18 protein-coding genes are annotated in these 23,634 nt (G+C 57.5%); 11 read left to right on the forward strand and 7 right to left on the reverse strand.

Annotated elements, in window-relative coordinates; all coding sequences use genetic code 11:
* Positions 1 to 109 precede the first annotated feature (109 nt).
* The 5 genes from ACLEJW_RS00210 (at position 110) to ACLEJW_RS00230 (ending at position 8,046) form a co-directional block, all read left to right on the forward strand.
* A complete protein-coding gene (locus ACLEJW_RS00210; protein WP_440776810.1) occupies positions 110 to 1,438 on the forward strand; it encodes a tyrosine-type recombinase/integrase in 1,329 nt (442 codons plus the stop codon).
* A gap of 899 nt (positions 1,439 to 2,337) precedes the next feature.
* Positions 2,338 to 3,318: an integrase domain-containing protein gene (locus ACLEJW_RS00215; RefSeq protein WP_440776811.1), complete on the forward strand. Its 981-nt coding sequence runs from the start codon at positions 2,338 to 2,340 to the stop codon at positions 3,316 to 3,318.
* Complete coding sequence (locus ACLEJW_RS00220; protein WP_440776812.1) at positions 3,315 to 3,590, forward strand: hypothetical protein; 276 nt, start codon at positions 3,315 to 3,317, stop codon at positions 3,588 to 3,590. Before ACLEJW_RS00215 ends, ACLEJW_RS00220 begins: the two co-directional genes overlap by 4 nt.
* Before the next feature lie 305 nt (positions 3,591 to 3,895).
* Entirely contained in the window at positions 3,896 to 5,671 is a 1,776-nt protein-coding gene (locus ACLEJW_RS00225; protein ID WP_440776813.1) for a DUF262 domain-containing protein, read from the forward strand.
* Complete coding sequence (locus ACLEJW_RS00230) at positions 5,668 to 8,046, forward strand: DUF262 domain-containing protein (RefSeq protein ID WP_440776814.1); 2,379 nt, start codon at positions 5,668 to 5,670, stop codon at positions 8,044 to 8,046. The genes ACLEJW_RS00225 and ACLEJW_RS00230 overlap by 4 nt, the downstream gene beginning before the upstream one ends.
* Before the next feature lie 183 nt (positions 8,047 to 8,229).
* Here the strand turns inward: ACLEJW_RS00230 and ACLEJW_RS00235 are convergent, their stop codons facing one another.
* The 3 genes from ACLEJW_RS00235 to ACLEJW_RS00245 form a co-directional block, all read right to left on the reverse strand.
* On the reverse strand, positions 8,230 to 8,640 hold the full coding sequence (locus tag ACLEJW_RS00235) for a hypothetical protein (RefSeq protein ID WP_440776815.1): 411 nt from the start codon (positions 8,638 to 8,640) through the stop codon (positions 8,230 to 8,232).
* Positions 8,641 to 8,708: 68 nt separating this feature from the next.
* Entirely contained in the window at positions 8,709 to 9,380 is a 672-nt protein-coding gene (locus ACLEJW_RS00240) for a hypothetical protein (protein ID WP_440776816.1), read from the reverse strand.
* Positions 9,381 to 9,458: 78 nt separating this feature from the next.
* Positions 9,459 to 10,655 carry a hypothetical protein gene (locus tag ACLEJW_RS00245; protein ID WP_440776817.1) on the reverse strand — a complete coding sequence of 399 codons (1,197 nt, stop codon included), beginning with the start codon at positions 10,653 to 10,655 and terminating at the stop codon, positions 9,459 to 9,461.
* 1,200 nt (positions 10,656 to 11,855) lie between these two features.
* Between ACLEJW_RS00245 and ACLEJW_RS00250 the strand changes: the two genes are divergently transcribed.
* On the forward strand, positions 11,856 to 12,074 hold the full coding sequence (locus ACLEJW_RS00250; RefSeq protein WP_313458292.1) for a hypothetical protein: 219 nt from the start codon (positions 11,856 to 11,858) through the stop codon (positions 12,072 to 12,074).
* A 21-nt stretch (positions 12,075 to 12,095) separates the two neighbouring features.
* Here ACLEJW_RS00250 and ACLEJW_RS00255 read toward each other — a convergent pair whose 3' ends face one another.
* On the reverse strand, positions 12,096 to 13,223 hold the full coding sequence (locus ACLEJW_RS00255; RefSeq protein ID WP_440776818.1) for an SDR family oxidoreductase: 1,128 nt from the start codon (positions 13,221 to 13,223) through the stop codon (positions 12,096 to 12,098).
* 72 nt (positions 13,224 to 13,295) lie between these two features.
* Here ACLEJW_RS00255 and ACLEJW_RS00260 point away from each other — a divergent pair, with 72 nt between their 5' ends.
* The 5 genes from ACLEJW_RS00260 (at position 13,296) to ACLEJW_RS00280 (ending at position 17,134) form a co-directional block, all read left to right on the forward strand.
* The gene (locus ACLEJW_RS00260; RefSeq protein WP_440776819.1) at positions 13,296 to 13,679 is read left to right on the forward strand and encodes a MerR family transcriptional regulator; all 384 of its coding nucleotides are present in this window, start codon (positions 13,296 to 13,298) and stop codon (positions 13,677 to 13,679) included.
* Complete coding sequence (locus ACLEJW_RS00265) at positions 13,666 to 14,109, forward strand: GFA family protein (protein WP_440776820.1); 444 nt, start codon at positions 13,666 to 13,668, stop codon at positions 14,107 to 14,109. The genes ACLEJW_RS00260 and ACLEJW_RS00265 overlap by 14 nt, the downstream gene beginning before the upstream one ends.
* A gap of 57 nt (positions 14,110 to 14,166) precedes the next feature.
* On the forward strand, positions 14,167 to 14,889 hold the full coding sequence (locus tag ACLEJW_RS00270; protein WP_440776821.1) for a sulfite exporter TauE/SafE family protein: 723 nt from the start codon (positions 14,167 to 14,169) through the stop codon (positions 14,887 to 14,889).
* Between the two features lie 273 nt (positions 14,890 to 15,162).
* Positions 15,163 to 15,975 carry an alpha/beta fold hydrolase gene (locus ACLEJW_RS00275; protein ID WP_440776822.1) on the forward strand — a complete coding sequence of 271 codons (813 nt, stop codon included), beginning with the start codon at positions 15,163 to 15,165 and terminating at the stop codon, positions 15,973 to 15,975.
* On the forward strand, positions 15,968 to 17,134 hold the full coding sequence (locus tag ACLEJW_RS00280) for an ATP-binding protein (RefSeq protein ID WP_440776823.1): 1,167 nt from the start codon (positions 15,968 to 15,970) through the stop codon (positions 17,132 to 17,134). The genes ACLEJW_RS00275 and ACLEJW_RS00280 overlap by 8 nt, the downstream gene beginning before the upstream one ends.
* On the opposite strand, the gene ACLEJW_RS00285 is transcribed toward ACLEJW_RS00280, so the two are convergent.
* From ACLEJW_RS00285 to ACLEJW_RS00295, 3 genes are all read right to left on the reverse strand, one after another.
* The gene (locus ACLEJW_RS00285) at positions 17,131 to 18,093 is read right to left on the reverse strand and encodes an arsenic resistance protein (RefSeq protein WP_440776824.1); all 963 of its coding nucleotides are present in this window, start codon (positions 18,091 to 18,093) and stop codon (positions 17,131 to 17,133) included. The two genes, ACLEJW_RS00280 and ACLEJW_RS00285, sit on opposite strands and share 4 nt — an antisense overlap.
* A 134-nt stretch (positions 18,094 to 18,227) precedes the next feature.
* Positions 18,228 to 19,481 carry a serine hydroxymethyltransferase gene (gene glyA / locus ACLEJW_RS00290; RefSeq protein ID WP_145191621.1) on the reverse strand — a complete coding sequence of 418 codons (1,254 nt, stop codon included), beginning with the start codon at positions 19,479 to 19,481 and terminating at the stop codon, positions 18,228 to 18,230.
* A gap of 239 nt (positions 19,482 to 19,720) precedes the next feature.
* Positions 19,721 to 23,551, reverse strand: a complete 3,831-nt coding sequence (locus ACLEJW_RS00295) for a sensor domain-containing protein (protein ID WP_440776825.1) — start codon at positions 23,549 to 23,551, stop codon at positions 19,721 to 19,723.
* Positions 23,552 to 23,634 lie beyond the last annotated feature (83 nt).

Below are 23,634 nucleotides of genomic sequence, written 5' to 3' on the forward strand. Positions count from 1 at the left end.
ATGGCCGGTTTTTCGTTTCCACGACCCTCCGTCGGGAACCAACAAAATCCCCAATAACCGAGGGTATTTTTGGGGTACAGCTTCTTTCCTGAACGGAGAACGTACCCCTATGCCACGTCTTGCCATTCCGCTCAGCGACCTCAAATGCCGCACGGCAAAACCGCGTGATCGGGCCAACAAATTGTTCGACGGCGGGGGTATGTACCTTTACGTCACGCCCTGTGGCTCGAAGACTTGGCGGCTGCGGTATTTCAAACCCAGCGGCAATGAAGGCACGCTGATCATCGGCAAGTACCCCATCGTTTCATTAGCCGTCGCGAGGACCAAGCGCGATGAGGCCAAGGCTCTGTTGCTCGACAACCTTGATCCGATGGAAGAAAAGCAGAAGGCCAAGATTGCAGCTCAGCGGGCGAGTCTTTTGTTTGAAACCGTCGCTCTGGAGTGGCATGTCGAAATGTCCCGTCGCTGGACTGAGGGCCACGCCAAGACGGTGCTGAGCAGGTTGCGTACCCATGTGTTTCCACTGATTGGCCAGCGGCCGATTGCCGAGCTCGACACCCACGATCTGTTTGAGGTCACTCAGCGGATCAAGGGTCGCGGCACCATGGATGTAGCCCTGCGTGTGCAGAACTATCTATCCACGATCATGCGGGGCGCGAAGCGGGCGCGGCAGATAAATCAAAACCCGGCGCTCGATCTGGCCGGCTCGATTCAAGCGCCGCGTACCGTGCACCGTCCTGCACTCTCGCTAAACCGCCTTCCTGAACTGTTGGATCGAATCGACAACTACACCGGTCGCGAGCTGACCCGGCTTGCAGTGCTGCTGACGCTGCATGTGTTCGTGCGCTCCAGCGAACTGCGCTTCGCCCGGTGGGATGAATTCGACCTGCAGCGTGCGATGTGGGAGATCCCCGATACCCGTAAGCCGATTGAAGGGGTCCGCTATTCCACACGAGGGACCAAGATGAGTGGAGACATTCAGATAGTGCCGCTGTCGCCTCAAGTCATCGAGATCCTTGAGCGACTGCGCAGCTTGAATCGCTTCTCTGAACTCGTATTGCCCGGTGATCACAGGTACTGGAAGCCCTTGTCGGAGAATACGGTTAACCAGGTGCTGCGCAATATGGGCTACGACACCACCAAGGACGTGTGTGGGCATGGTTTCAGGACCATGGCTTGTAGTGCCTTGCTCGAATCAGAGCTATGGACGGACGCGGCGATTGAGCGGCAGATGAGCCATCAGGAGCGTAACCGCGTGCGCGCCGCGTATATCCACAAGGCCCAATTTCTGGAGCAGCGTCGGTTGATCATGGCTTGGTGGAGTAACTACATCGATGCCAACAGATCGGGCCATGTCACTCCGCATGAGTTTGCCCATCCGGTAGGCGACAACGTCACAGCCTTGCCAAATGGCCATGGCGCATTCAATCGCGGGTGAGCCTGCAAGATTGGCGCTGGCTGCTCTTTCACGCGGGTCCATCCAAACAAGGCTGCAAAGCCGCCCTGTTTGGATGGACCTCACTTTGAAAAGCTAAAAGCCACGACGTTGTCCGGGGTTTACCACGGAATTCCACCGATGGATAACCGCTTTTCACGTCCCAAGTAGCGGTGAATTTCGACCCTTGACCTGGTTTATCCACAGGCGTAGAACTGGCCGTGCAAGCGCTGTCGATGACAGAACCCCAGGTGACCCGAACCTTCGAGGTCACGCCGCTCCTGCGGTGGTTCTCCCCCCAAATGGCGATTCGCGTCCGGCAGCTCGCCCGCTCACCTTTCCGGTGATGGATGCCTACTTCACATCTTGGCCCTCGTCCGCCAGACAACACCTCCTACTTCGCTGCCCTGCAGCAACCTATCCGCTTGGCCGAATCTTGCGCCAACCTGCGCCCGTCTCTTTCCTGGAAAGAGACGGGCGCTTCTAGCACTGCTGCAGCCCTCATCGCACTTGGCTTTGCGGCGACTCCACTCGTGACAATTGGCGTGACAGACGCCGATGTCACCAGCAACAGCCATGCAGATGATGGTGCCGCAGACCAGGAATGGACTGCACCTGACTAACAGTCAGATATGCCCCGGTCATCGCATTGCTGCTTGCACCTGGCTCAGGATCTCGCGGCACTGGTCTCGTCAGCCAATGCAGCCTCCACCCGCCCACCGGTAACGGTGCTCAGGAGGCCAGATCATGAGATGCCCTTGCTCTTGGTCGTAAGGAGTCGCCAGTCCCGCGTTAGAGGACATCCCCACAGGTCGCAGGGGCCTTGATCCCTGATAACACTCAACATTCTTGGCGGGATGACGTGGGGCGAGGATCGGAGAACAGGCGATGAGGTGATCGACATGGCATTGGTAGGTAGGCGGGATGGCCGCAATTTCGGCTATGGCAGGCAACTGAGTTATGCAGGCCCGCAGGCGTTGAAAGACATGTTCGGCGGCGGCCATTACGGCACGGTGAAGGCACACTGTGATCGGTGGCAGGCATTCGTGAAGTGGTGCCGCTCAGAACACGGGCCGGCTATCAATGATGCGCGGCAGATTGATCGGAAGGTGTTGGTGGACTATGCGGCGTATCTACGCGACATGGCTAGGCGCGGTGACCTTGCTGTCAGCACCGCACAAAACCGCCTATCCAGCGTTAACAGGACCATGGCGGCGCTTCGCGGTGATCAGTACGTGAGGTTGCCAAGTCCGAGCAAGGCGTTGGGTATGCAGCGCAGCGGGGTTCGTCACTCGGTGCCGCAGGGACAAGATCGCGAACAGGTTAAACAGATCGTCGATGCGCTTTGCCGGCATCATCAGCTGCGAGCCGCTGCGATTGTTCTGTTAGCGCGAGCCACCGGCATGCGCTTGCGTGAGGCCATCTTGGCTGACCTGCCACGGCTTAGCCGTGAGGCTAATGAGCTAGGCAGGATTAACATTCAGTATGGTACCAAGGGCGGCCGCGCCGGGGCCTCGGCACCCCGCTGGATTGCGGTGGGCGACCATGTTCGAGGTGCGCTTGGATTCGCACGGCAGGTTTCGCCTGTAGGTAGTCGCAATCTAATTGCGCCACACGAAAGCTATCTGAATGTTCTGCAAGAAATCATTCGCCCTGCGCGGGCCATCCTGCATGAACACCACCTCAGGGGCTTCCATGAGCTCCGCGCGGCGTACGCATGTGAGCGCTATGAGCAGATCACCCAGCACTCTGCGCCTATCAACGGCGGCCAATGTTACCGGCTAGATTGGCACCTTGATCGTGAGGCCCGAAGCCAAATCAGCTATGAACTGGGGCATGGTCGGATCGACGTGATCGCGGCCTACATTGGTGGGCGGGCATGAGTAAGCCATTCGACATAGAGTTGTTTTTGTCTGCCGTTCTGACCGGCTCGCACGCAACCCGGCAACGCCATGTACGTCAGGCGAAAATCATCCAAGCTGAAATCGCAGATCGCTGGCAGCGACAGACGCCTTGGGCTTGGCATAAAAAGCATATGGATTGGTTTCTTGAGCATCGCCTACGACGACGCAGCGAGGCGACGCAGTATTACTATTTGCTGACCGTACGGCTGCTCGCCTGTCGTCTACAAAAAACATGGGTGTTTAACCTCTAAGCGAGTATCTGATTTTGATAGGCACGACTGACAGCAATCGACCCAATATAGCGGACTCTGACCACGCGGGAGGCGCTCAACCTAGTAGTCTCTGGTCGTTCTATATTTCTCAGTGCTTCAGGGCATGGTTTTTAGCATTCACACTAAGCGCCTGTACGTAGGCACCGAAATTTTACCTGTATGCATAGCCATGCTGGCTTGATGCCTCCAAAGTGGATAGGGTTAGCTGGCTAATGGCTCGCACGCCTCGAAAGCCCATCTTAAGTCGCTAAGCAAGACCTGCCTACTGGAAGGACCCCACTGATATGACCGAACAGGCCATCACCTTAAAGACTGTCAACGAATTGCGGCTGGATGGAGAAGGGAAACCTCAGCGCTATTTTATTGCTGCCTACCAACGCGGCTACCGCTGGACGCCGTTGCAGGTGACGCAACTGCTGGAGGATATCCGGGAATTCACCAAGCGCCGTAATCCTCAGCCTGAAGACTTTTACTGCTTGCAGCCGCTGGTGATGCGTGTCTGCGAAGAGGGTGGTTATGAGGTGGTAGATGGTCAGCAACGCCTTACTACCCTGATGCTAATCCTGCGCCATTTCAATGAGCGGCTTACCCAAAGATTCCGGCAACCGGTGTTTAGTCTCGAATACGAAACAAGGCCAGAGCTACTGAAATTTCTTGACGAGCCTACTGTAGAGCTGGCCGATAAGAATGTGGATTTCTTTCATTTGAAAATGGCCATGGATGCCATCGAGGACTGGTTTGCTGATAAGGATGACGAGTTTGAGGAAATCAAAGCTTCGTTTCAGGGAAAGGCTAAGGTCATTTGGTACGAGATTGCAGAGACCGAGCACCCGGTAGATGTGTTTACCCGGCTTAACGTCGGGAAGATTCCGCTGACCAATGACGAGCTGATTCGTGCCTTATTCTTAAAACGCTCCAGTGGCGAACAGTCCGAGTACCTCAATCTGCAAACTCAGATTGCCTACGAGTGGGACCACATGGAGAAAGCACTCCAGGCAGATGCGTTCTGGTACTTCGTCAGTAACGACCGTGATCGTGCGCAGAACCGCATCGGCTTATTGTTCGAACTGGTGGCCAGCGCTGAAGGTATTCCTGAAGCCTTCAAGCATGATCCTTATGGTGTATTTTTTGCCTTTGGCACGCGATTGAAGCAGCCAGATGTCAGTCTTGAAACTGAATGGCGCAAAATAAAACAGGCTTTTCTATTGCTTGAGGAGTGGTATGAGGATCGCGTGCTTTTCCACATGATTGGTTATCTGGTCAGTGAGAATGTCGCAATAAATACTATTCGTGAGTTGTCATGCAACTGCTCTAAAAGCGGATTTCAAGAACGGCTTCGACAAGAGATTTTTGCCAAATCAATTAGTGCGAGTGTGGCCTGGCCATTGGGCAATCAGGAAGTTCGTGAGCAGATAGCCGATAGGCTGGACACCCTCAAGTACCCATCTCTCAGAATTAAGTCACTTCTACTGTTATTCAATGTGGCAACACTTCTGCAAAATACTCAGTCGAACCTTCGTTTTCAGTTCGATAGTTTTAAAGGTGCGAGCTGGAACATTGAACATGTCCGCTCCATTACGGGCGATAAGCCTGAGCGTCATCATGAGCGAGTCAAATGGTTGGGCAATTGCCTGAGCTACCTTGAGTCGAGCAGCGCTGAGCCGGAGCTTCAAGATGGCATCAAAACGTTTCTGGCGCTGCCTCAGATCGATGCTAGCAACGATATTTTTGACCCACTGTATGACAAGGTTCTCGCCAATTTCAATGAGAGCCTTGACGAGGCAGCCGATCACAGCATCGCCAATCTAGCCCTGCTCGATGAATACACCAACAAGAGCTATAAAAATGCGGTTTTTGCCGTGAAACGGCAGAGAATTTTGCAGTTGGATCAGGCGGGTATTTTTGTGCCTTTGTGTACCCGTAACGTGTTTCTCAAGTGTTACAGCCCAGAAGTCAACAACATGATGTTCTGGAGCGAAGAGGACAGTAATGGTTACCTTGAAGTGATGAACAATACGTTAGCTGATTTCTTCGGTGGAAACACGGAGCGTGGACAATGAGTGCATTGGATAGCCGGATTAATTTCAAGCAGCTGCTGGATCGCCATGGCAGGGTTTGTATTCCCATAATTCAGCGTGACTATGCGCAAGGCCGCCCAGAGGAAGAAGAGGTGCGCCAAGAGTTTCTTCACGCGATCAAGGGTGCTCTGGATAAGCCAGCGGATGATCCCTCGCTACCATTCAATCTCGACTTCATCTACGGCAGTATTGAGGGGAGTGAGACCACACGGTTTTTGCCGCTTGACGGTCAGCAACGATTAACGACGCTCTTTCTTTTGCATTGGTATTTGGCTTGGGTTGATGGGGAATGGGAACGCTTCTCCGATATGCTCATAGTCGGGAGTAAGTCACGCTTTTTCTATAGCGTGCGTCCCAGCAGTAACGAGTTTTTTGATGCTCTCGTCAGTTTTCTGCCGGGTGAGGACGCAGCGGATGTTGCTTCGCTCAGCGCCTTGATTACTGATCAGCCTTGGTATTTCCGTAGCTGGCGTTTAGATCCCACTATTCAATCTGCGCTGTTCATGCTGGATGCCATCCATGTTCGTTTCTCCTCTACCGCTGATCTGTTTGAACGGTTAGTCAGCGAGCGTCAACCGGCTATTACTTTTCAGTTACTTGACTTAGAGAATTTCGGCCTCTCCGACGACTTGTATATCAAGATGAACTCGCGCGGAAAACCGCTTACGCCATTTGAAACCTTCAAGGCCCGCTATGAGCGCGAGTTGAAATCGCAGTTTGCGAGCCGTTCATACGAATTCGCAGGGGTAACACACTCTGTTGCAGAGTACGTTGCCTGGCGCATGGATAATGCGTGGGCAGACCTTTTTTGGGCCGTTCGTGACAAGTCAAACAATCAGTTCGACAGCGCCATTATGAGCGTATTTCGAGCCGTTGCCCTAGTCACCAGGAGTCCGGAAAGCGACCAGTATTTGGAGGACATAGAGCGCTTGCGGCAGAGTGAGCGCGTACCAAGCTACAGTGATTTCCATGCGAGAAACTGGCTGGATGAGGATTTCACGCGGTCTGTTATTGCGTTACTCGACGCTTGGAGTGGCGGCAATGAAGGGTTTAAAGCACATTTGCCTGAGAATCATCCTTTCGATGAGCGTGCATTCTTTCAGAAGATAGCCATTTCCAAAAAGTCACTTTCTTACACTGAGATAATTCAGCTTTCCGCTTATGTATTATTCTTGCGACTCAATGAAAATGCATATGAGGTCGCGCATCTCCAAGACTGGATGCGAGTCGCATTCAATCTCGCAGAGAACACTGAGTACAACCGTACAGAAGATCTCCAGAGAAGCATGAGCGGCCTGCACGAACTGCTGCTTGGCTCGAAAGACATACTTGGGTATTTTGCTGATGCGGACTCGACGGTTTCCGGTTTTTTAAAACAACAAATCGAAGAGGAAAGGCTGAAAGCTCAACTGATCCGGGCGGATGCTGGTTGGTCAGAGTGTATCTATCGTGCGGAGGCACATGGCTACTTTCGTGGCCAGATAGAGTTCCTGCTCAGCTTTTGCGGTATTGAGACTGGTGCTCAGCTTCAAGACTGGAGCGACCGACAGCATCGAGAGGCGCAAGAAAGGTTTCAAAAGTACCTTGCCAAAGCGTCCACCATGTTTGACGAGAGAGGCTTGAGGGCGTTGCCTGATTTCATTTGGGAGCGTGCCTTGCTCTGCGTTGGCGATTACTTGCTACCAAACGGCAGAAACTATTCACTATTAGTAAATTCATCTACCGACACAGCCAGCTGGAAGCGTTTGTTAAGGGGAGCGGGTGAGTATGCATTTACTCGCAGAGGGCTTCTAAGGCAGCTTCTTGACTACATTGATCCTGCTGTTAATCTCGTGGCGCAACTAAGTACTTTAATTGAGGGCGCAACGAAGCTGGATCCATGGGTTGAAGCACTTATCCAAACGCCACAGGCTTTGGCTTATTGCCGATCTCGCTGCGTCCGATTTGACCAAGCAACTGACCAGATTTACCTGCTGAGTAAGACTCAGATGAACGGCATGCATGCTGAGCTTTTCAGTTATGCGCTCTACCACAAGCTGAAAGCTGATATAGGCAAGCTTGAGACTTTTGAGTTGCTGTATTATTCAGAGGTCAGTGGCTCTGAGTCGGAGCCGTGTTTCTACGTTTCACTCACAAAAGATGAAGTGCCCTTGCAACTATCAGTTCGATTCGACCAGGGCCAATTTGTCGTTGCCTATGAAAGTTTTGGGGTAGATATTCAAGAGAGTGAGAAAGAAGTGCTTAGTGACTTAGGGTTTATGGCGGGAGATAACATGCAAGTGTGGCACGTTGATCGTGAGGATGTTGAGTCATGGCTTCTAGAGTTGGCTGCGTCCACAGTGAGCGATCAGGGTTGAGATGTAGCCGATTGCTGAATTGGCCATTGCGAGTGCAGTGATGAGCAGCCACATAGGTCATCAAAGCTATGTGGCTGCTTTTGGCCGATTGCGGCCTTCCGGGAATGGCCGCTTTCGACTCAGAACTGCCCTACGTGGAGTACAGCGAATGTCCTCAGATCATCCCCTATATTTGAGGTAAATTCACTCAACAAAGTTTTCATGCGCACGTTTTTCACACAAAGCGTGCCATGTCTTCTGGGGGATTAATTTACTTGTCCAGCCATAGTAACCCCAAGTTTTGGCAATATCCTTCTGCCAGCACTCATCACACATTAACGAATGAAAATGTACGTCGTCATTTATGATGTCCTGATAAATGCCGTACAGGCTCTGCGGGTTATTACAGTAGCAATTGAATTTTTTATCTCTCTTGCGCTCATAAAGCGGCCCAACGAGTCGCTCGTAAATTTTTGGATGGCACTTTTTAAGGCGTTGATTTACCGCGTCAAGAACATCAATTCTGGACTTATTAAGGGCATTGTCGCGTAGATTCAGTAGGCTTCGCTCAGAGTCATATCTTCCTTGGTTGATTCGAGAAACAATGCCACTCATACATGGCCTCCATGCGATAAGATCTTTAAGGTAGGGCTATGTCACAACAGTGCGATTTATGTGGATGGCTAGGCTATTTCGACATGTGAAATTTCTCTGGCGTTAATAACAACCTCACACTCGCCTGACTGATTGGAAAAGTACGCATGCTCTTTTGAGATCTTAGTTTTCAAGATCACTCTTTGGCTCGCTTTAAACCAAGGTTGATCCACGTAATGCTTAAACGCAAAAAGATAGGCAATTTCTTTGTCCGTACTCCACGACTGCCCATAGCTCGATGAATTGTGCTCGGCAATATCTGTGCCTCTATATAGCGTAATCAGGTGTGGAAGGGTCTTGATGTCGTTCGGTCTTAATTCTTCGTTTAGGATTACTTTAGGATGCCACCCCTCATTTTCTTGGCATGTAAATAACTCATGAAGACCGTTGCGGGCAAATGAGGAAAATGCATGCCTCAATGACTCAAGAATAGACGCTGCCTCAGTGTTCGGAAGATCTTCAGATAACTTGACGCTATAATTATTAATTTCTACTTCAGCTGGACTTGGCTGAAATGTGCTTCTGTTGTAAAAATATCCTGATTTATTTTGAGTGCGAATTGCACTTATGAAAAAAGAAATCGCAGATTCAAGTTGATCTATATGCAGCAATAGTGCGTGCTCACTGAATTTTGAGTTAATGCTTGCTAGCGAAATTTTCATTTCATTTGTTATAAATTCCTGATCTTCTATTGATAGCATGGTAGATTACTCTTGGTTTTTAGAGCTACTGACTGGCTTTTGGGGTGACCGTGACCAGTTAGCTTTGATCAAGAACGGTTATCTTTTATCCGCGAATGCAGACTTGGAGCTAACCCCCCCTAATTCTAAAGTTAGCCAATCATCAAACGGGTTGGATAAATACATTTTTATAGCATGTTTTGCCAGTGCGGCAGCTTTTTCTAGAACCAGTCGCACTTCGTCGGGTTTCTTACTACTGATTTTACCTCGATGAACAGCCGCAGATCCATGCTCGTAAGCCTTCTTAATCATGCGATATGTTGCTAGCCTTTCCTCAATCGCCCCCCCAGATAACAAAGCAGCCCTGATGGACAGCCTGTGTGAAAGTTCTCCGCTGTCATTATCAAGAAATAGCGACTCTAACGAGGTTCGTAGTAACACCGCTGCCTCAGAAATATTATTACAACTATAAAAACCGTGAAGCTTACCGAGTGGAAGCCTAATATGATTTTTCTGTCGTTCATCCAGGTGGTAGAGATTAGTCAGTAAAGCAACAGCGTTTTTTACATCTTCTTCGGAGAGTGTCGATATTTCAGATACAACGTGAAACGAATGATACTCCCATACTGCCGGTCCAAAGCAGGGAACCTCATCGGCCGCTACGATGGCAGTGGCAATTCTTTGCACGGCAATTGATCCCTCGCTGCACAGCGCCAGGCAGTGTACGACATCCTCTAAAACCTGGAGCAGGTCGCTAGCGACTTTAGGCTGCTCACCAAGCCTAGCTTGCCCTACAAGCAAAGGATGTGTAAACGGTACAACTAGAGCGGCTGAATACTGAGGCGCCAATGCGTTCTCATCTAGCGATTCACTGAGTGAGAGCTGAAGTGCTTTGTTGGGCAGTCGATAAATGCTCGTCAATGATCCAAATTTTCCGAGATTGATAGTTTGCTCTACCTCAATACCGGCAAGCAGAACGATTCCATAGGCCTGGAATGAATCATTTTTTAGGTAGTTTGCAAGGTCGGCCGCAAAGTCTCGTCCGTAGTTTTTCTGAACGCAGGACGACATCCAGGCAGCGATAATCTCAGGGCTTACAAAATTTCTTGAGGCTCCAATGACTTGATACCCAGCCATCAACTCCTTAAAATCACGCTCTTCATTAATGAGATTTAGTATCTCCGACCTCAACCGGTCTCCAGCCTTTTCCGCATTGGCATAGGCAATCTCTGGATGACCGTCTTTGGGCCGGGAAAAAGCAAGGTGATAGATGCTATGAGTTAACCGATCGTCCATGTTTCTCATTCACGCGGTATTTCTCGCAGCGTAAAGTATTTTCGTGGCCATGTGTAGGCACCGACGCTTTTAAACGACGCAGTCCTACGGCATTTTGATATTTTTACGCTCTGGCCGATTGCAGCTGTGCTTAAAGGGTAGCGATGGATCGGTTCTACCGATCCCGAATGACCGCTATGGGTCGTTTTCTGTCGTTCCTCACCTATCTTTCAAAGCGGGTGGGCGTAGCTCTCACTGGATCCTCTCCAAGTCCCGATTCGATTCCACTGAAAGCCATAACCAGCTGATTTTTTTATAGATACCCTCTGAGGTACATCAAAAAATCCACCAAATTCCAGCCCCGCGAAAACTGGGCCCTCACGACCAACAACCGTCCGTCTGTCTCCGACATCGAAAGAACAATTCACACCTGTACGGACCATAGCTCCAGCGGGATCAGGAGTCTAAATCAGCATCGCCAGCCAACTCATCATCCATGCGGCACACTAGCAAGGCGGCGCTCGGTGCAGCACCAGCGATAGCCCCAACCTTTGGTTTTTGGGCTCTGACCCCTATCAGCAGAATGGCTGGCCGCCTATCATCAAGTTCGCTCAACTGGTCTGACACAGCGATGGTGTCACCAAAGGAAAGCTACCGGTCTGCCCGCATCATCCTTCTGCTCGGTCCTCCACGCTGTCGACAGCCCCTGCGCCATCTGGGCGCGCTCGCGCTGCAGTATGAATCGACCAAACCACCCAGATGACCCACGGCCGGACAAACGCCCACGGCCCAGATCCTGTAAGCCATCCACCACCTTGCGTAACCCTGCCAACAAAGCTAAATTCCCCAAGTCGCCGAAGCATCGGCGATGCGACCTTGGCCGGTCGGAATCGAAAGGCGCAGCAGCGCCCAATCTTCATCGCAGGCGCTTTTTTTGTGCCCGCGATGTCGTGTTATGGCGGTGGTGCGCGGGACACCTTCGGGTGTGCCGGGCTCCTTTCGTCCCGGTCGGCCAACCCGCGTACTGCTGCCACCTCAACTTGCTTGGCCGCGAGCGGTGGCAGTTCCACAACGAAAGGAACTCATGCATGCCCACCCATACCCCATCCAGGATCCCCGCATCCGCTCCCCACCGCCGGCTAACCCCACGCCCCAAACCCCATCGCTTCTCTCTATCAACCAACCTGCTTAACCCGACCACCACCCCCCAACAGGTGCCCCATGACTGACCTCGAGCGCCTCTCCACCGTGCAAAGCTACGCCTGGACCCTCGAGCTACTGGGCGAAGCCTTGGTCCAGCACGATGAAGTGCTCGAATGCGAGCACAACCCCCATTTAAGCTTCCGCAACACCGCAGGCATCCACCAGGCCATTCGCATCATCAGCCGCCTGACCAGCGAGCTCTGCGGCAAGATGCTCGACCCGGATGAATCCGAATAACGCCCAAGCCGGCTGCGGCAATTAGCCTCGGCGACCGCTGATAACGTTAGGGCTGCTTTGCAGCCCTCCTGCGGCTGAGCGCACTTGCGCTAAATCACCGCCCATTACATAGCGCACCGTACTCTCCAAAGCCCGCCCCATATCCGGATGCGCAATCCGATACCTGCGCTCCAACCGCGTGCTTTCAGCCATATCGAACCGCTGCGTCTGAATGAAATTCAGCGACTCTGCGCTGATCCCCAACCGCTTGCCCAATCCAGGAATGCGCAACACAGCCCGCAGCAGCGTAATCGGCACATGCCAGCGCGGCGCCTTCACGCCCAACGCCGCGGCCAACAGCTGAAGTAACCCCTGCAAATTCGGTGTGTGCTCATACAGCGCCAATACCTCACGCTGATTCATCGCCGGATCAAACGCCACCCCAACAATCATCGCCACCAGATAATCCACAGTCACCAATGGCAACCAATGCTCGGCAGTCCCCGGCACCGCCATGAACCGCCCCGCAGCAAGGTCCCGAATCAACCCAGCCAGCGGTTGCCCTCCAACAATGTGCCCAGTCTCGCTATGCCCACACACGGTGGCAGGGTGAACGATGGCGTAATCCCCGCCAACCTCGTGCATATACCGCACAACCGCAAAGTGCGCCTCCAACTTGCTCCCTTCATAACCGCCGACCCGCCGATAAACAGCAGGCCAATCCGTGCGTTCAGGCTGCGCGATATCCACCCCGATACCCAAAAGATGCGGCTCGTTGCGCAGCATGTAACCACCCACCATCAACAACCTGGCGCCTTGGCTGACTGCTAGCCCGGCAACATTCAAAGCCCCTTGAACATTCACCGCATGGGCCTGCTCCAGTGTCAGCCCCCAAGTGAACTGCGCGGCCAAATGAAAAACCACCCTGGCCGCACTCACACATCGCTTATCCCTCTCGCTAAGCCCAAGCCCGGCCTTGCTAACATCGCCCTCAACCGCATGAACCAACCCTGCAACACCTCCCAGCTGCCCAACCTCCTGCCTTAGCCGCTCAATGTTCCCAGGCTTGCGCATCAGCACCCGCACCGTATGCCCCGCTGCACTAAGACGCGCCACCAGATGCTGCCCAATGAACCCACTGCCGCCTGTGACAAAGCATTCCACGCCCATGACCGATTCCTTGTTTGGATGATGGCCGCAGGCTAAGGTGTAGAGCACGCTCTACAGTCAAGGACTTTCACGGTGAACATTGGAGAGTTGGAGCGCCGCAGTGGCGTTGGCCGCCATACCCTGCGGTATTACGAGCACCTCGGGCTGATCGCGGCCAACCGGCAAGCCAACAATTACCGCAATTACACCGAACAGACGGTGGCCGAACTGGCGTTAATTCAAACTGCGCAGAGCGGCGGGTTTTCGCTAGCGGAAATTGGCCAGATACTGGCGGCCAAACGCGGAAACACCATTGATTGCGCTCAAGGCGCAGCGTTGGTCGCCGGCAAGATGGCCGACATTCAGACGAAGATCGATACGCTGCAGGCGGCCTATGCGTTTCTCGACGCCGAGCGTGTCAAACTCGAAGCCAGTGCCATCGCTAATGGGTTGATGACTGCTTATGAACAACGATAAACCCGACGTCCGCCCCATCCTTCAAGCCGCCTGCCATTGCGGTACGGTGCGCTTTTCCGTGCGCTTGACCGAAGGTGTACGAAGCGCTCGCCGATGCAATTGCTCGTTGTGCCGCATGCGCGGTGCCGTGGCTGTCACAGCGCGCCTGGGAGATATCACGGTCACCCAGGGCGAAGAGGCGCTCACGCTCTATCAATTTCATACGAACGAAGCGAAGCACTACTTCTGCGCCAAGTGCGGCATCTACACCTTTCACCAACGCCGCTCCGATCCGGACCAGTACGGGGTCAATGTCGCCTGTATCGAAGGCATGAGCCCCTTCGACTTCGCCGAAGTGCCTGTGAGCGAGGGGCGGGTCCATCCGAAAGACACGGAGGATGGCAAGTCCTTAACAGCCGGGTGGCTGCGTTACGAAAATAACGACGGTTGAATCACGGCTTCGTACAAAGGGAATTTCGCTGTGCTGCATGACGCTGTTCTTTACACCTTGCTGCTCACCGGCACGTTTCTCGCTGCCGGTTTGGTCAAAGGCATCACCGGCATGGGCTTGCCCACCGTCGCCATGGGCTTGCTCGGCACGGTGATGTCGCCCGCGGCGGCTGCGGCGTTACTGATCATTCCTTCGTTCATCACCAATGTGTGGCAGCTGTTTGCCGGGCCGTCGATAGGGCGGTTGCTGCGCAGGCTGTGGCCAATGATGCTGTGCATTATCGTCGGCACGCTCGGTGGCGCTTCGCTGTTGGTGGCGGTGAACCCGGTCTGGTCGGGCTTCGGGTTGGGCTCGGCGCTGATCGTCTATGCCGCCTATGCGCTGCTCGCGCCGAAGTTGACGGTGCCGGTCAAGGCAGAGACATGGCTGTCGCCGCTGGTGGGGCTGATCACCGGACTGGTCGCGGGGGCTACAGGCGTGTTTGTCATGCCAGCGGTCCCGTACCTGGGCTCTTTGGACATGGACAAGGAAGAGCTGGTGCAGGCACTGGGCCTGTCCTTCACCGTATCGACCGTGGCGCTGGCGCTTGGGCTTTTCTTCCACGATGCGTTTGAGGTTTCGCAGGTGGGTATTTCCACGCTGGCTGTTCTGCCTGCCTTGATAGGCATGTGGCTGGGCCAGCGGATCAGGCTGCGCATCAGCCCGGCGCGGTTCCGCCAGGGCTTTTTGATCTTCCTGGTGCTGCTGGGGCTTGAGTTGGTTTCGCGTCCGTTCATCTAGCGCTCATACACCCGCCCAGCGCCTTACCGCTGGTCAGATGACACCCGGCAAGCGGCAGGCGCAGAAACCCTCCAGGCTGTGCCATGCGGCCGTCTTTCCCAATGAAATCAAGCTCCCTGACCGCACGATTAGCGCGTTATGTCGTCTTATCGCGTATGGTGGCCAATTGGGGCCGCAAGCGAAGCCGCCGCTTGAACCATGCCCCGGCTATTCTCAATGCCAGATTGGACGGGTTGTCACTGCTCAGCAACGTCGAACGACACCGGGATATGTATGACCCTGCAGAAGCGTAACAACGTGCACGTCGTCGGCGACGGCAATGCGACCCTGATCCTGTCCCATGGCTTCGGCTGCGACCAGTCGATGTGGAAGTTTCTGCTGCCGCATTTCACCTCCCGTTTTCGCGTGATCACCTATGACCTGGTCGGTGCCGGCGCTTCTGACCTGGCCGCCTACGACCGCGAGAAGTACGCATCGCTCTGGGGCTATGCGGCGGATCTCAACGAGATCATCGACGCCTACGCCCAGGGGCCGGTCATCGTCGTTGCGCATTCGGTCAGTAGCCTCATCGCCATGTTGGCCGAACGCATGCGCCCAGGGCGCTTGGCTGGGCTGGCGATGATCGGCGGCTCGCCTTGCTATGTGAATCAGGACGGCTACCAGGGCGGCTTCTCCGAAGAGGAGGTGCACGCGCTGCTGTTCACGCTGGATGAAAACTACCTGGGCTGGTCCAGCACCATGGCCCCGGTGCTGATGGGCACGCCAGGGCAACCGGCGCTTGAGGAAGAACTGTCGAGCAGCTTCATGCGCACCAATGCCGAAGTGGCGCGGCACTTCGCCCGGGTGATTTTCCTCTCCGATCATCGCCAGGAAGTCGAAGGGCTGAATGTGCCGACGCTGATCATCCAATGCACCGGTGACCCGGTCGTGCCAGTGGCGGTGGGCCAGTACCTGGAGCGGGTGCTGCCAGACAGTGAGCTGAGCTTGATCGAGAACATGGGCCACTACCCACAGCTCAGTGCGCCGAGCGCCTGCACGGCGGCGGTGGACAGGTTCCTCGCCCGCCATGGCTTCGACCATGACTGACACCGCGCTTCTGTTCAACGAATCGTTCTTCGACCATGCGCCCTGTGGGCTGGTGGTGATGGAGGCCGACGGCATGATGGTGCGCTGCAACCAGACGCTCAGGGAGTGGCTGGGTTACCCGGGCCAGACCCTGCAGGCTGGCAGTTTCGAACAGTTGCTGACCGCTGACGGACGCATGTTCATGCTCACTCATTGGGGGCCGCTGCTGAACATGCAGGGCTCGGTATCACAGGTGAAGCTGGCCCTGCGTCACCACGATGGGCATGCGCTGCCGCTGCTGCTCGATGGCGTGCGGCGCCAGGGCGACGATGGCATCCGCTTTCACCTGGCGTTGTTCAGTTTGTCTGAGCGTGAGCGTAACGAGCGTGCGGTGCTGATCGCCATGCAGCGTGCCGAAGAGGCGCTGGCGCAGAAGATCCAGGCCGAACGCGCGCTGCAGCAAGCGCAGGCCGAGTTGGCGGCGGCGTATGCCGAGGCCCAGCGGCGGGCGCAGTTCGCTGAGCAGATGGTGGCGATCGCCAGCCATGACCTGAAGAACCCGATGACGGCCATCAAGATGGCCACCGATCTGCTGGGCCGCGACGCACCTACGGATCGAGCGCGGTTTCTGCTCGGCAGCATCAGTACCTCGGCCGAGCGCGCGCAGCGGATGATCGTCGACCTGCTGGATTTCGCCTCGGTCAGGCTGGGCAAGGGCATCGGCATCTGCCGTCAGCAGGTGGACTTGCTCAAGGCCGTGGATCAGTGGGTGAGCGAACTCAGGATCGCCTTCCCCAAGGCCTGCATCCGCCATCTGTCGCGCGGCCAGGGCACGCTCAGCGTGGACCGCGACCGCTTGCAGCAGATGATCGGCAACCTGGTGGCCAACAGCGCGGCCTATGGTGACCTGAGCCACCCCATTACCCTGACCACCGACCTGTCGGGGGAGGGCGCGCTGTTGTCGGTGCACAACCACGGCGCACCAATTGCCGACAGCGTGCTACCGACGCTGTTCGAGCCGATGACCCGCGGCAGCCATCAGCAGGATTCGCTGCGCTCGGTCGGGCTGGGCCTGTTCATCGTCAAACAGATCGCCGAGGCCCATGGCGGCATGATCAGCCTGAACTCCGACGCCACCTACGGCACCCGTTTCAACGTCCAGCTCCCCCGCAGCTGCTAGCGCCGCTCACGGATCAGCGCCGGCACGACCCGCACATACACCAGCTCACTGGTCAGCTCCACCAACGTCTGGGTGATCACCGCGGCCGCCGCCAGCCCGCGCAGGTCTTCTGGCAAGGCCAAAGCCAAGGGCAGTACCACCAGCGAGTTACGGGTAGCGGCGCTGAACGTCACCGCGCGCGCCTGCGCCACCGGCAGGCGCCACAGCCGTGCCGCGCACGCGCCCAACAGCGGCGCCAGCAGCATGAAGCCAAGGTACACCGGCAGCACCGGCAGCAGTTGCTCGATCTGCCCGCGCACCAAGGCGATCTGCGAGGCGATCACCACCACCAGCACCCACGCCATGGCCGGCACCGGCAGCCAGGCCCAGCCGGCATTCCACGCCGCTAGCGCCGGTGAGCGGCGAGCGCCGGCGCTGGTCAGCACGGCCAATAGCATCGGCAGCACGATCAGCAGCACGAAGGCCTCCATGAAGGGGGCGATGCTCAAGGTCAGGCCGTTGTCGTCGCCGAGCATGCTGGCCAGGTAAACCGGCAGCAGCGCCAACTGCATCAGCAGCAACACCGGGGTGGCGGCGAGGGTCAATCGTGCGTCGCCTTTGCCGATGTGGGTGAACACCACCACGTAGTCGATGCATGGGGTCAGCAGAACCAGCAGGGCGCCGATGAGAATGGCCGGGTGCTCGACCAGGCCACGGGTCAGCGCCCAGACCAGCAGCGGCAGCAGCACGAAATTGGCCAGCAACAACGCCCCCATGAAGCGGCGATTGCCCAGCGACTGGCGCAGGTCGAGAAAGGGAATCTGCAGAAACATCGCATACATCAGCACCGCGATTGCCGGGGTGACGAGCCGCTCCAGGTGGCGCGCGGTATCGCTGGCCAACAGGCCGAAGGCGAGGGCGGCGAGCACGGCGATGAAATAGATCGGGATCTGCCGGGTTTCCAGTTGCTCTCGGGTCAAGGTGGGCCTGTGCGTCGGTGATTGCAGGGCGCACAGGGTAGCACTGGGCAGCGGGCTACCGCGCGCCGACAAAAACGCCCGGCATGAAAAAGCCCGGCACTGGGCCGGGCTCTGGATGATCAGACGTTAGCCGATCAGTTGCCGTATACCGGCAGCTTCTTGCAGATGGCCTTGACCTTCTCGCGAACGGCGTCGATCACCGCTTCGTTGTTCAGGTCAGCCAGGATGTCGCAGATCCAGCCAGCCAGCTCGCGGCATTCGGTTTCCTTGAAGCCACGGGTGGTGACAGCCGGGGTGCCGAAGCGCAGGCCCGAGGTTACGAACGGCGAGCGTGGGTCGTTGGGTACCGAGTTCTTGTTGACGGTGATGAAGGCTTTGCCTAGGGCAGCGTCAGCGTCTTTGCCGGAGATTTCCTGCTTGATCAGCGACAGCAGGAACAGGTGGTTCTGCGTGCCGCCGGAAACAACGTCGAAGCCGCGCTCGATGAACACTTCGGCCATGGCCTGGGCGTTCTTCACCACTTGTTGCTGGTAGGCCTTGAACTCAGGCTGCAGCGCTTCCTTGAAGCAGATCGCCTTGGCCGCGATGACGTGCTCCAGCGGGCCGCCCTGGGCGCCAGGGAATACCGCCGAGTTGAGCTTCTTCTCGATTTCTTCGTTCTTGCGCGCCAGGATCAGGCCGCCACGTGGACCGCGCAGGGTCTTGTGGGTGGTAGTGGTGACCACGTCGGCGAATGGCACGGGGTTCGGGTACACGCCAGCGGCGACCAGGCCAGCGACGTGGGCCATGTCGACGAACAGGTAGGCACCGACCTTGTCGGCGATGGCGCGGAAGCGGGCGAAGTCCAGGACCTGCGAGTAGGCCGAGAAACCAGCGACGATCATCTTCGGCTTGTGCTCGACGGCCAGGCGCTCGACTTCGTCGTAGTCGATCAGGCCGTTGCCGTCGATGCCGTACTGCACGGCGTTGTACAGCTTGCCCGAGGAGCTCACCGAGGCGCCGTGGGTCAGGTGACCGCCGTGGGCCAGGCTCATGCCCAGGATGGTGTCGCCCGCCGACAGCAGCGCCAGGTAGACCGCGGCGTTGGCCTGCGAGCCGGCGTGCGGCTGGACGTTGGCGTAGTCGGCGCCGAACAGTTCCTTGGCGCGGTCGATGGCCAGTTGCTCGACCACGTCGACGTATTCGCAGCCGCCGTAGTAACGCTTGCCTGGGTAACCTTCAGCGTACTTGTTGGTCAGGACCGAGCCCTGGGCTTCCATCACAGCGGGGCTGGTGTAGTTTTCCGAAGCGATCAGCTCGATATGCTCTTCCTGGCGCAGGGCTTCTTGCTGCATGGCTTCGAAGAGCTCGGCGTCGTACTTGGCAATGGTCAAATCACGGCTGAACATGGCGGTCCTCAAGGATCGGGGTAATTTGGGGGGGCATTCTAACCGATTGATCCGCGCCTGGCATATGAAGTGGCGTCAAGTCGCGGACCAATGGGCCTCATGTTGCAGGCCGCGCCGTTTGTGGGCTGGGCGGGGATTGGAATTGACTCTGGAGTCCGGTTTTTGCGGCGCGTGCGGTGTTCCGGTGGGATCGGCCTCCCTTTCACTTTCAGAGAATTCTGTATGCCGCAGCCGCTGCTTCACTGGAACATGAACAGCGTTTCGTTGGCGAACTGCGCATCGAACTGATTGGCCGGCATGGGCCTGCCGAACAGATACCCCTGCACCTCATCGCAACCATGCTCGCGCAGGAATTCCAGCTGTTCGTGAGTCTCCACGCCCTCGGCGATCACCGCCAGGTTCAGGCTGTGGGCCATGGCGATGATCGCGCGGGCGATCTGCGCATCCTGCTCGCCCTCGGGCAGGCCGTCGACGAAGGTGCGGTCGATCTTCAGCACATCGATCGGGAACTGCTTGAGGTAGTTGAGCGACGAATAGCCTGTGCCAAAGTCGTCTACCGCGATGCTCAGCCCAAGGTTCTTCAGGCTCGCCAGGATCTGCAACGCCTCGGTCACCTCGCGCATCAGGATGCTCTCGGTCAACTCCAGCTCCAGGCACGCAGGCGGCAGGCCGGTTTCCTCGAGGATCGTGGCGATGCGCGTGCCCAACTGGCCATCGGAGAATTGCCGCGCCGAGATGTTCACCGACACTTTCGGCACCCGCACCTTGTTCTTGTGCCAGACCTTCAGCTGCCGGCTGGCCTCGCGCAACACCCAGTCGCCGATATCCACCACCAGGCCCAGCTCCTCGATCACCGGGATGAAGTCCCCCGGCGGCACCAGGCCGCGGGTTGGATGGCGCCAGCGCAACAAGGCTTCGGCGCCGGTCAGGCGCTTGCCATCACCGCTGAACTGCGGCTGGTAATAGAGAATGAATTCGTCCTGCTCCAGGGCGTGGCGCAGGTCGCTTTCCAGCTCCAGGCGCTCCAGGGCGCTGGCGTTCATCTCGGTCTGGTAGAACTGGAAGTTGTTCTTGCCGCGTTCCTTGGCGTGGTACATGGCCGTGTCGGCGTTCTTCATCAGCTGGCTCAGCTCGTTGCCGTCCTGCGGGCTGAGGGCGATGCCGATGCTGGCGGTGACGAAGAACTCGCGGTTTTCCAGCACGAACGGCCGCACCAGGCTGGCAAGGATGTGCTCGGCCACGTGGATCGCCCGGTTCAGGGCCACCTCGCGGGTCGCGCCCGGTTGCAGCAGCAAGGTGAATTCATCGCCGCCCATGCGCGCCACGGTGTCGTCGTCATCGACACAGGCCAGCAGGCGCAGGGCCATGTCCTTGAGCATGCGATCGCCTGCGGCATGGCCGAGGGAGTCATTGATCGGCTTGAACCGGTCGAGGTCGAGGAACATCAACACCACCCAGGACTTCTGCCGCTCGGCGTGTTGCAGGGCCGTGTGCAGGCGGTCCTGGAACAGCGTGCGGTTGGGCAGGTGGGTCAAGGCATCGTAGTAGGCCAGGCGGTGAATGCGCTGCTCGCTGGCCTTGCGCTCGCTGATGTCGGTGAAGAAACACACATAGCTGGCCAGGTCGCCCTCATCGTCGAGCACGGCGGTAATCCCCACCCATGCCGGGTAGCGGTCGCCGTCGCGACGCTTGAGCCACACCTCGCCCTCCCAGCTGCCGCGCTGGTGCAGTTGCTTGAGGATGTAGCGCAGGTGGCTTTCCTGCTGGTCTTCGACCACCAGCATGGTCGGCAACTGGTCGAGCACGTCACCCACCGTGTGGCCGCTGACCCGGCTGAACGCTTCGTTGGCCTGGACGATGTAGCCGGCCGGGTCGGTGATGAGGATCGCCGAAGTGGAATGCTCGAACACCGTGGCAGCCATGCGCAGGTCTTTTTCCGCCCGGCGCTGCTGGCTGATGTCGCGGCCCACGCCGAGCACGCCCTCGAAGCGCTGCTGGTCGTCCCACACCAGCACCAGGCGCAGCTCGATGGGGATCTTGTGGCCATCGGCGCGCAGGCAGTCGAACAGGAACAGCTGGGTCGGCAACTGGCTGCGCAGCTGCGCCAGTTGCGCGTTGTCGCCCATGGCCTGGCTGACCCGCTCCATCAGGCTGTAGATGCCCGTGAGCTGGGCCGGGTTGGCGATGATCGACTGCCAGCCATTGGCGAAGATCCAGTCGGCCTGATAGCCCAGCACCGCATTCACCGACGGGCTCACATAGTTGAGCTGCAAGCGGCTGTCGGTGGAGAAGATCACGTCGCTGATGCTCTCGGCGAGCATGCGGTAGCGCTGCTCGCTGTCACGCAGCGACTGGCTGGCTTCGATCTGCACCGTGACGTCCTTGCCGATGCCGATGATCCGCGTCACCAGGCCATCGGCCTCGCGCGCCAGCACTTGCTCGCGGATGTCGTAGCAGCGCCAGTTGCCGTCGCGGTGGCGGAAGCGCAATTGCGTGTGCAGCGATTGGTCATGGCCACTGTCGCGCTGTTGCTGGCGCAGCGCCTGATAGTGCGCGGCGTCCTCGGGGTGCAGGAGCATTTCCCAGAAGCGGTCGCCCATGTGCGCCAGCTCATGGCGGTCGTAGCCCAACGTCTGGCCCAGGTGGCGGTTGCTGAAGATCATGCGCTGGCTCAGCACATCCTGCACGTACAGCTGGTCGGGCACCGTGCGCACCACGTCGGACCAGAAGCTTTCGCGCTGCAGCAGCGACAGCTCGACCTGCTTGCGGCTGGTGATGTCGCTGATGCTGAGGATCACTGCCTGGTAGTCGCGGCGCTGCTGCGGCAGGCGCGCCATCAGCCACAGGTGCAGTTCGCCGCCCAGTGGCGCGGGGATGCGCACTTCCAGCTCCAGTGACGGGCGCTGCTCGATCAAGGCATCGATCAACTGCGCCCCGACGCTGCCGCGACCGTCGCCGCTGCCATCGATCAAGCGTTGCCAAGCGCCCTGGTGGTTCTCGACATTGAGCAGCTGGCGCGCCACCTGGTTGATCTCGGTGATCTTCAGCTCGTGCAGCAGCGAGCGGCGCAGGTTGGGGTCCAGCGCCAGGCTTTGCTTGAGCCCGGCCAGGTTGCGCAGGTGATAGCGGTCGAGCTGGCCCGGCAGGCTCGACAGGTCGAGCACGCACAAGGCCACGCCGGTGCCCTCGAAGATGTCCTGGTAGCGCCGGCGGTCTTCGTGCAGGGCGCGCTGGCGGCGGCGCATGTTGGCCAGCGCCAGCACTGGCAGCAGGGCGCACAACAGCACCAGCAGGCACTTGCCGATCAGCGCAGGTAGTAGTTCATGGCGCGCCTGGCGCTCATCGAACAGGCCGCGCAGCTGCCAGGCGCTGTGGTCGATGAAGGCCAGCATCACGCTTTGCAGCGCCCCATTGTCGTCGGCCAGCGGGGCATGGCGCTCCAGCACCTCGCCACTGCGGCTGTTTTCCAGCAGCCACAACGGTTGGCCCGGCCCGTGCAGGCGGCCGGTGAGGGTGGGGTAGTAGTCGGCCGACAGGCGCAGCAGCCAGTAGCCGCGGTCCTGCTCGGGCGGCTGGCGCAGCAGCAGATAGACCGTGCGGTTATCTGCCGAGTTGGAGAAGTAGTGGCCGTGGCCCTGATTGAGCGCGAGCATTTCGCTGATCGCCGCCAGGTCCGGGCTGCCGGCCAGGCTGTCCCTGCGCGGGCGCCCGCTCTGGTCGAGCCAGGCCATCTCGCGCAATGCCGGCAGGCGCTCGCGCAGCGTCGCCATCAGGCTCGGCAGGGCGGCAGGCGTCGGCGCGGCGGCGTAGGGCTGGATCAGGTTGAGCACCTGCTGCGCCTGCAAGGCCATGTTCAAGCTCAACTGGTCGGCCAGCTTGGTGCTGACATCCAGGCTCATCCGGCGCTGGTCGTCCTGGGTGTGACGGTATTGCGAGAACAACTGCCACAGCAACAGGCTCAGCAGAATCAGTGCCAGCAAGGCCAATGCGCCTTTCACCGAGCCGCGCAGCGAAGCGACCGATGCCGGTGTAGCGGGGCGCAGCGGGGTCGGATGATTGAGATTGGTCAAGCGTTGGTCCTGCTATTGGGCTGGCGACGGCAGGTGGGAACGAGCACGGCGTATGCCGGTATCTGCAACAGGCCTTGACCGCG

This window comes from Pseudomonas sp. SMSB3 (assembly GCF_052041965.1).
Lineage (GTDB): Bacteria > Pseudomonadota > Gammaproteobacteria > Pseudomonadales > Pseudomonadaceae > Aquipseudomonas.

Excerpts from the sequence above, each read along its gene's own strand:
- ACLEJW_RS00215 (WP_440776811.1), top strand. The coding sequence starts at position 2,338 with ATGGCATTGGTAGGTAGGCGGGATGGCCGCAATTTCGGCTATGGCAGG.
- ACLEJW_RS00235 (WP_440776815.1), bottom strand. The coding sequence starts at position 8,640 with ATGAGTGGCATTGTTTCTCGAATCAACCAAGGAAGATATGACTCTGAG.
- ACLEJW_RS00250 (WP_313458292.1), top strand. The coding sequence starts at position 11,856 with ATGACTGACCTCGAGCGCCTCTCCACCGTGCAAAGCTACGCCTGGACC.
- ACLEJW_RS00245 (WP_440776817.1), bottom strand. The coding sequence starts at position 10,655 with ATGGACGATCGGTTAACTCATAGCATCTATCACCTTGCTTTTTCCCGG.
- ACLEJW_RS00265 (WP_440776820.1), top strand. The coding sequence starts at position 13,666 with ATGAACAACGATAAACCCGACGTCCGCCCCATCCTTCAAGCCGCCTGC.
- ACLEJW_RS00230 (WP_440776814.1), top strand. The coding sequence starts at position 5,668 with ATGAGTGCATTGGATAGCCGGATTAATTTCAAGCAGCTGCTGGATCGC.
- ACLEJW_RS00240 (WP_440776816.1), bottom strand. The coding sequence starts at position 9,380 with ATGCTATCAATAGAAGATCAGGAATTTATAACAAATGAAATGAAAATT.
- ACLEJW_RS00275 (WP_440776822.1), top strand. The coding sequence starts at position 15,163 with ATGACCCTGCAGAAGCGTAACAACGTGCACGTCGTCGGCGACGGCAAT.
- ACLEJW_RS00225 (WP_440776813.1), top strand. The coding sequence starts at position 3,896 with ATGACCGAACAGGCCATCACCTTAAAGACTGTCAACGAATTGCGGCTG.
- ACLEJW_RS00280 (WP_440776823.1), top strand. The coding sequence starts at position 15,968 with ATGACTGACACCGCGCTTCTGTTCAACGAATCGTTCTTCGACCATGCG.
- ACLEJW_RS00220 (WP_440776812.1), top strand. The coding sequence starts at position 3,315 with ATGAGTAAGCCATTCGACATAGAGTTGTTTTTGTCTGCCGTTCTGACC.
- ACLEJW_RS00255 (WP_440776818.1), bottom strand. The coding sequence starts at position 13,223 with ATGGGCGTGGAATGCTTTGTCACAGGCGGCAGTGGGTTCATTGGGCAG.
- glyA (WP_145191621.1), bottom strand. The coding sequence starts at position 19,481 with ATGTTCAGCCGTGATTTGACCATTGCCAAGTACGACGCCGAGCTCTTC.
- ACLEJW_RS00210 (WP_440776810.1), top strand. The coding sequence starts at position 110 with ATGCCACGTCTTGCCATTCCGCTCAGCGACCTCAAATGCCGCACGGCA.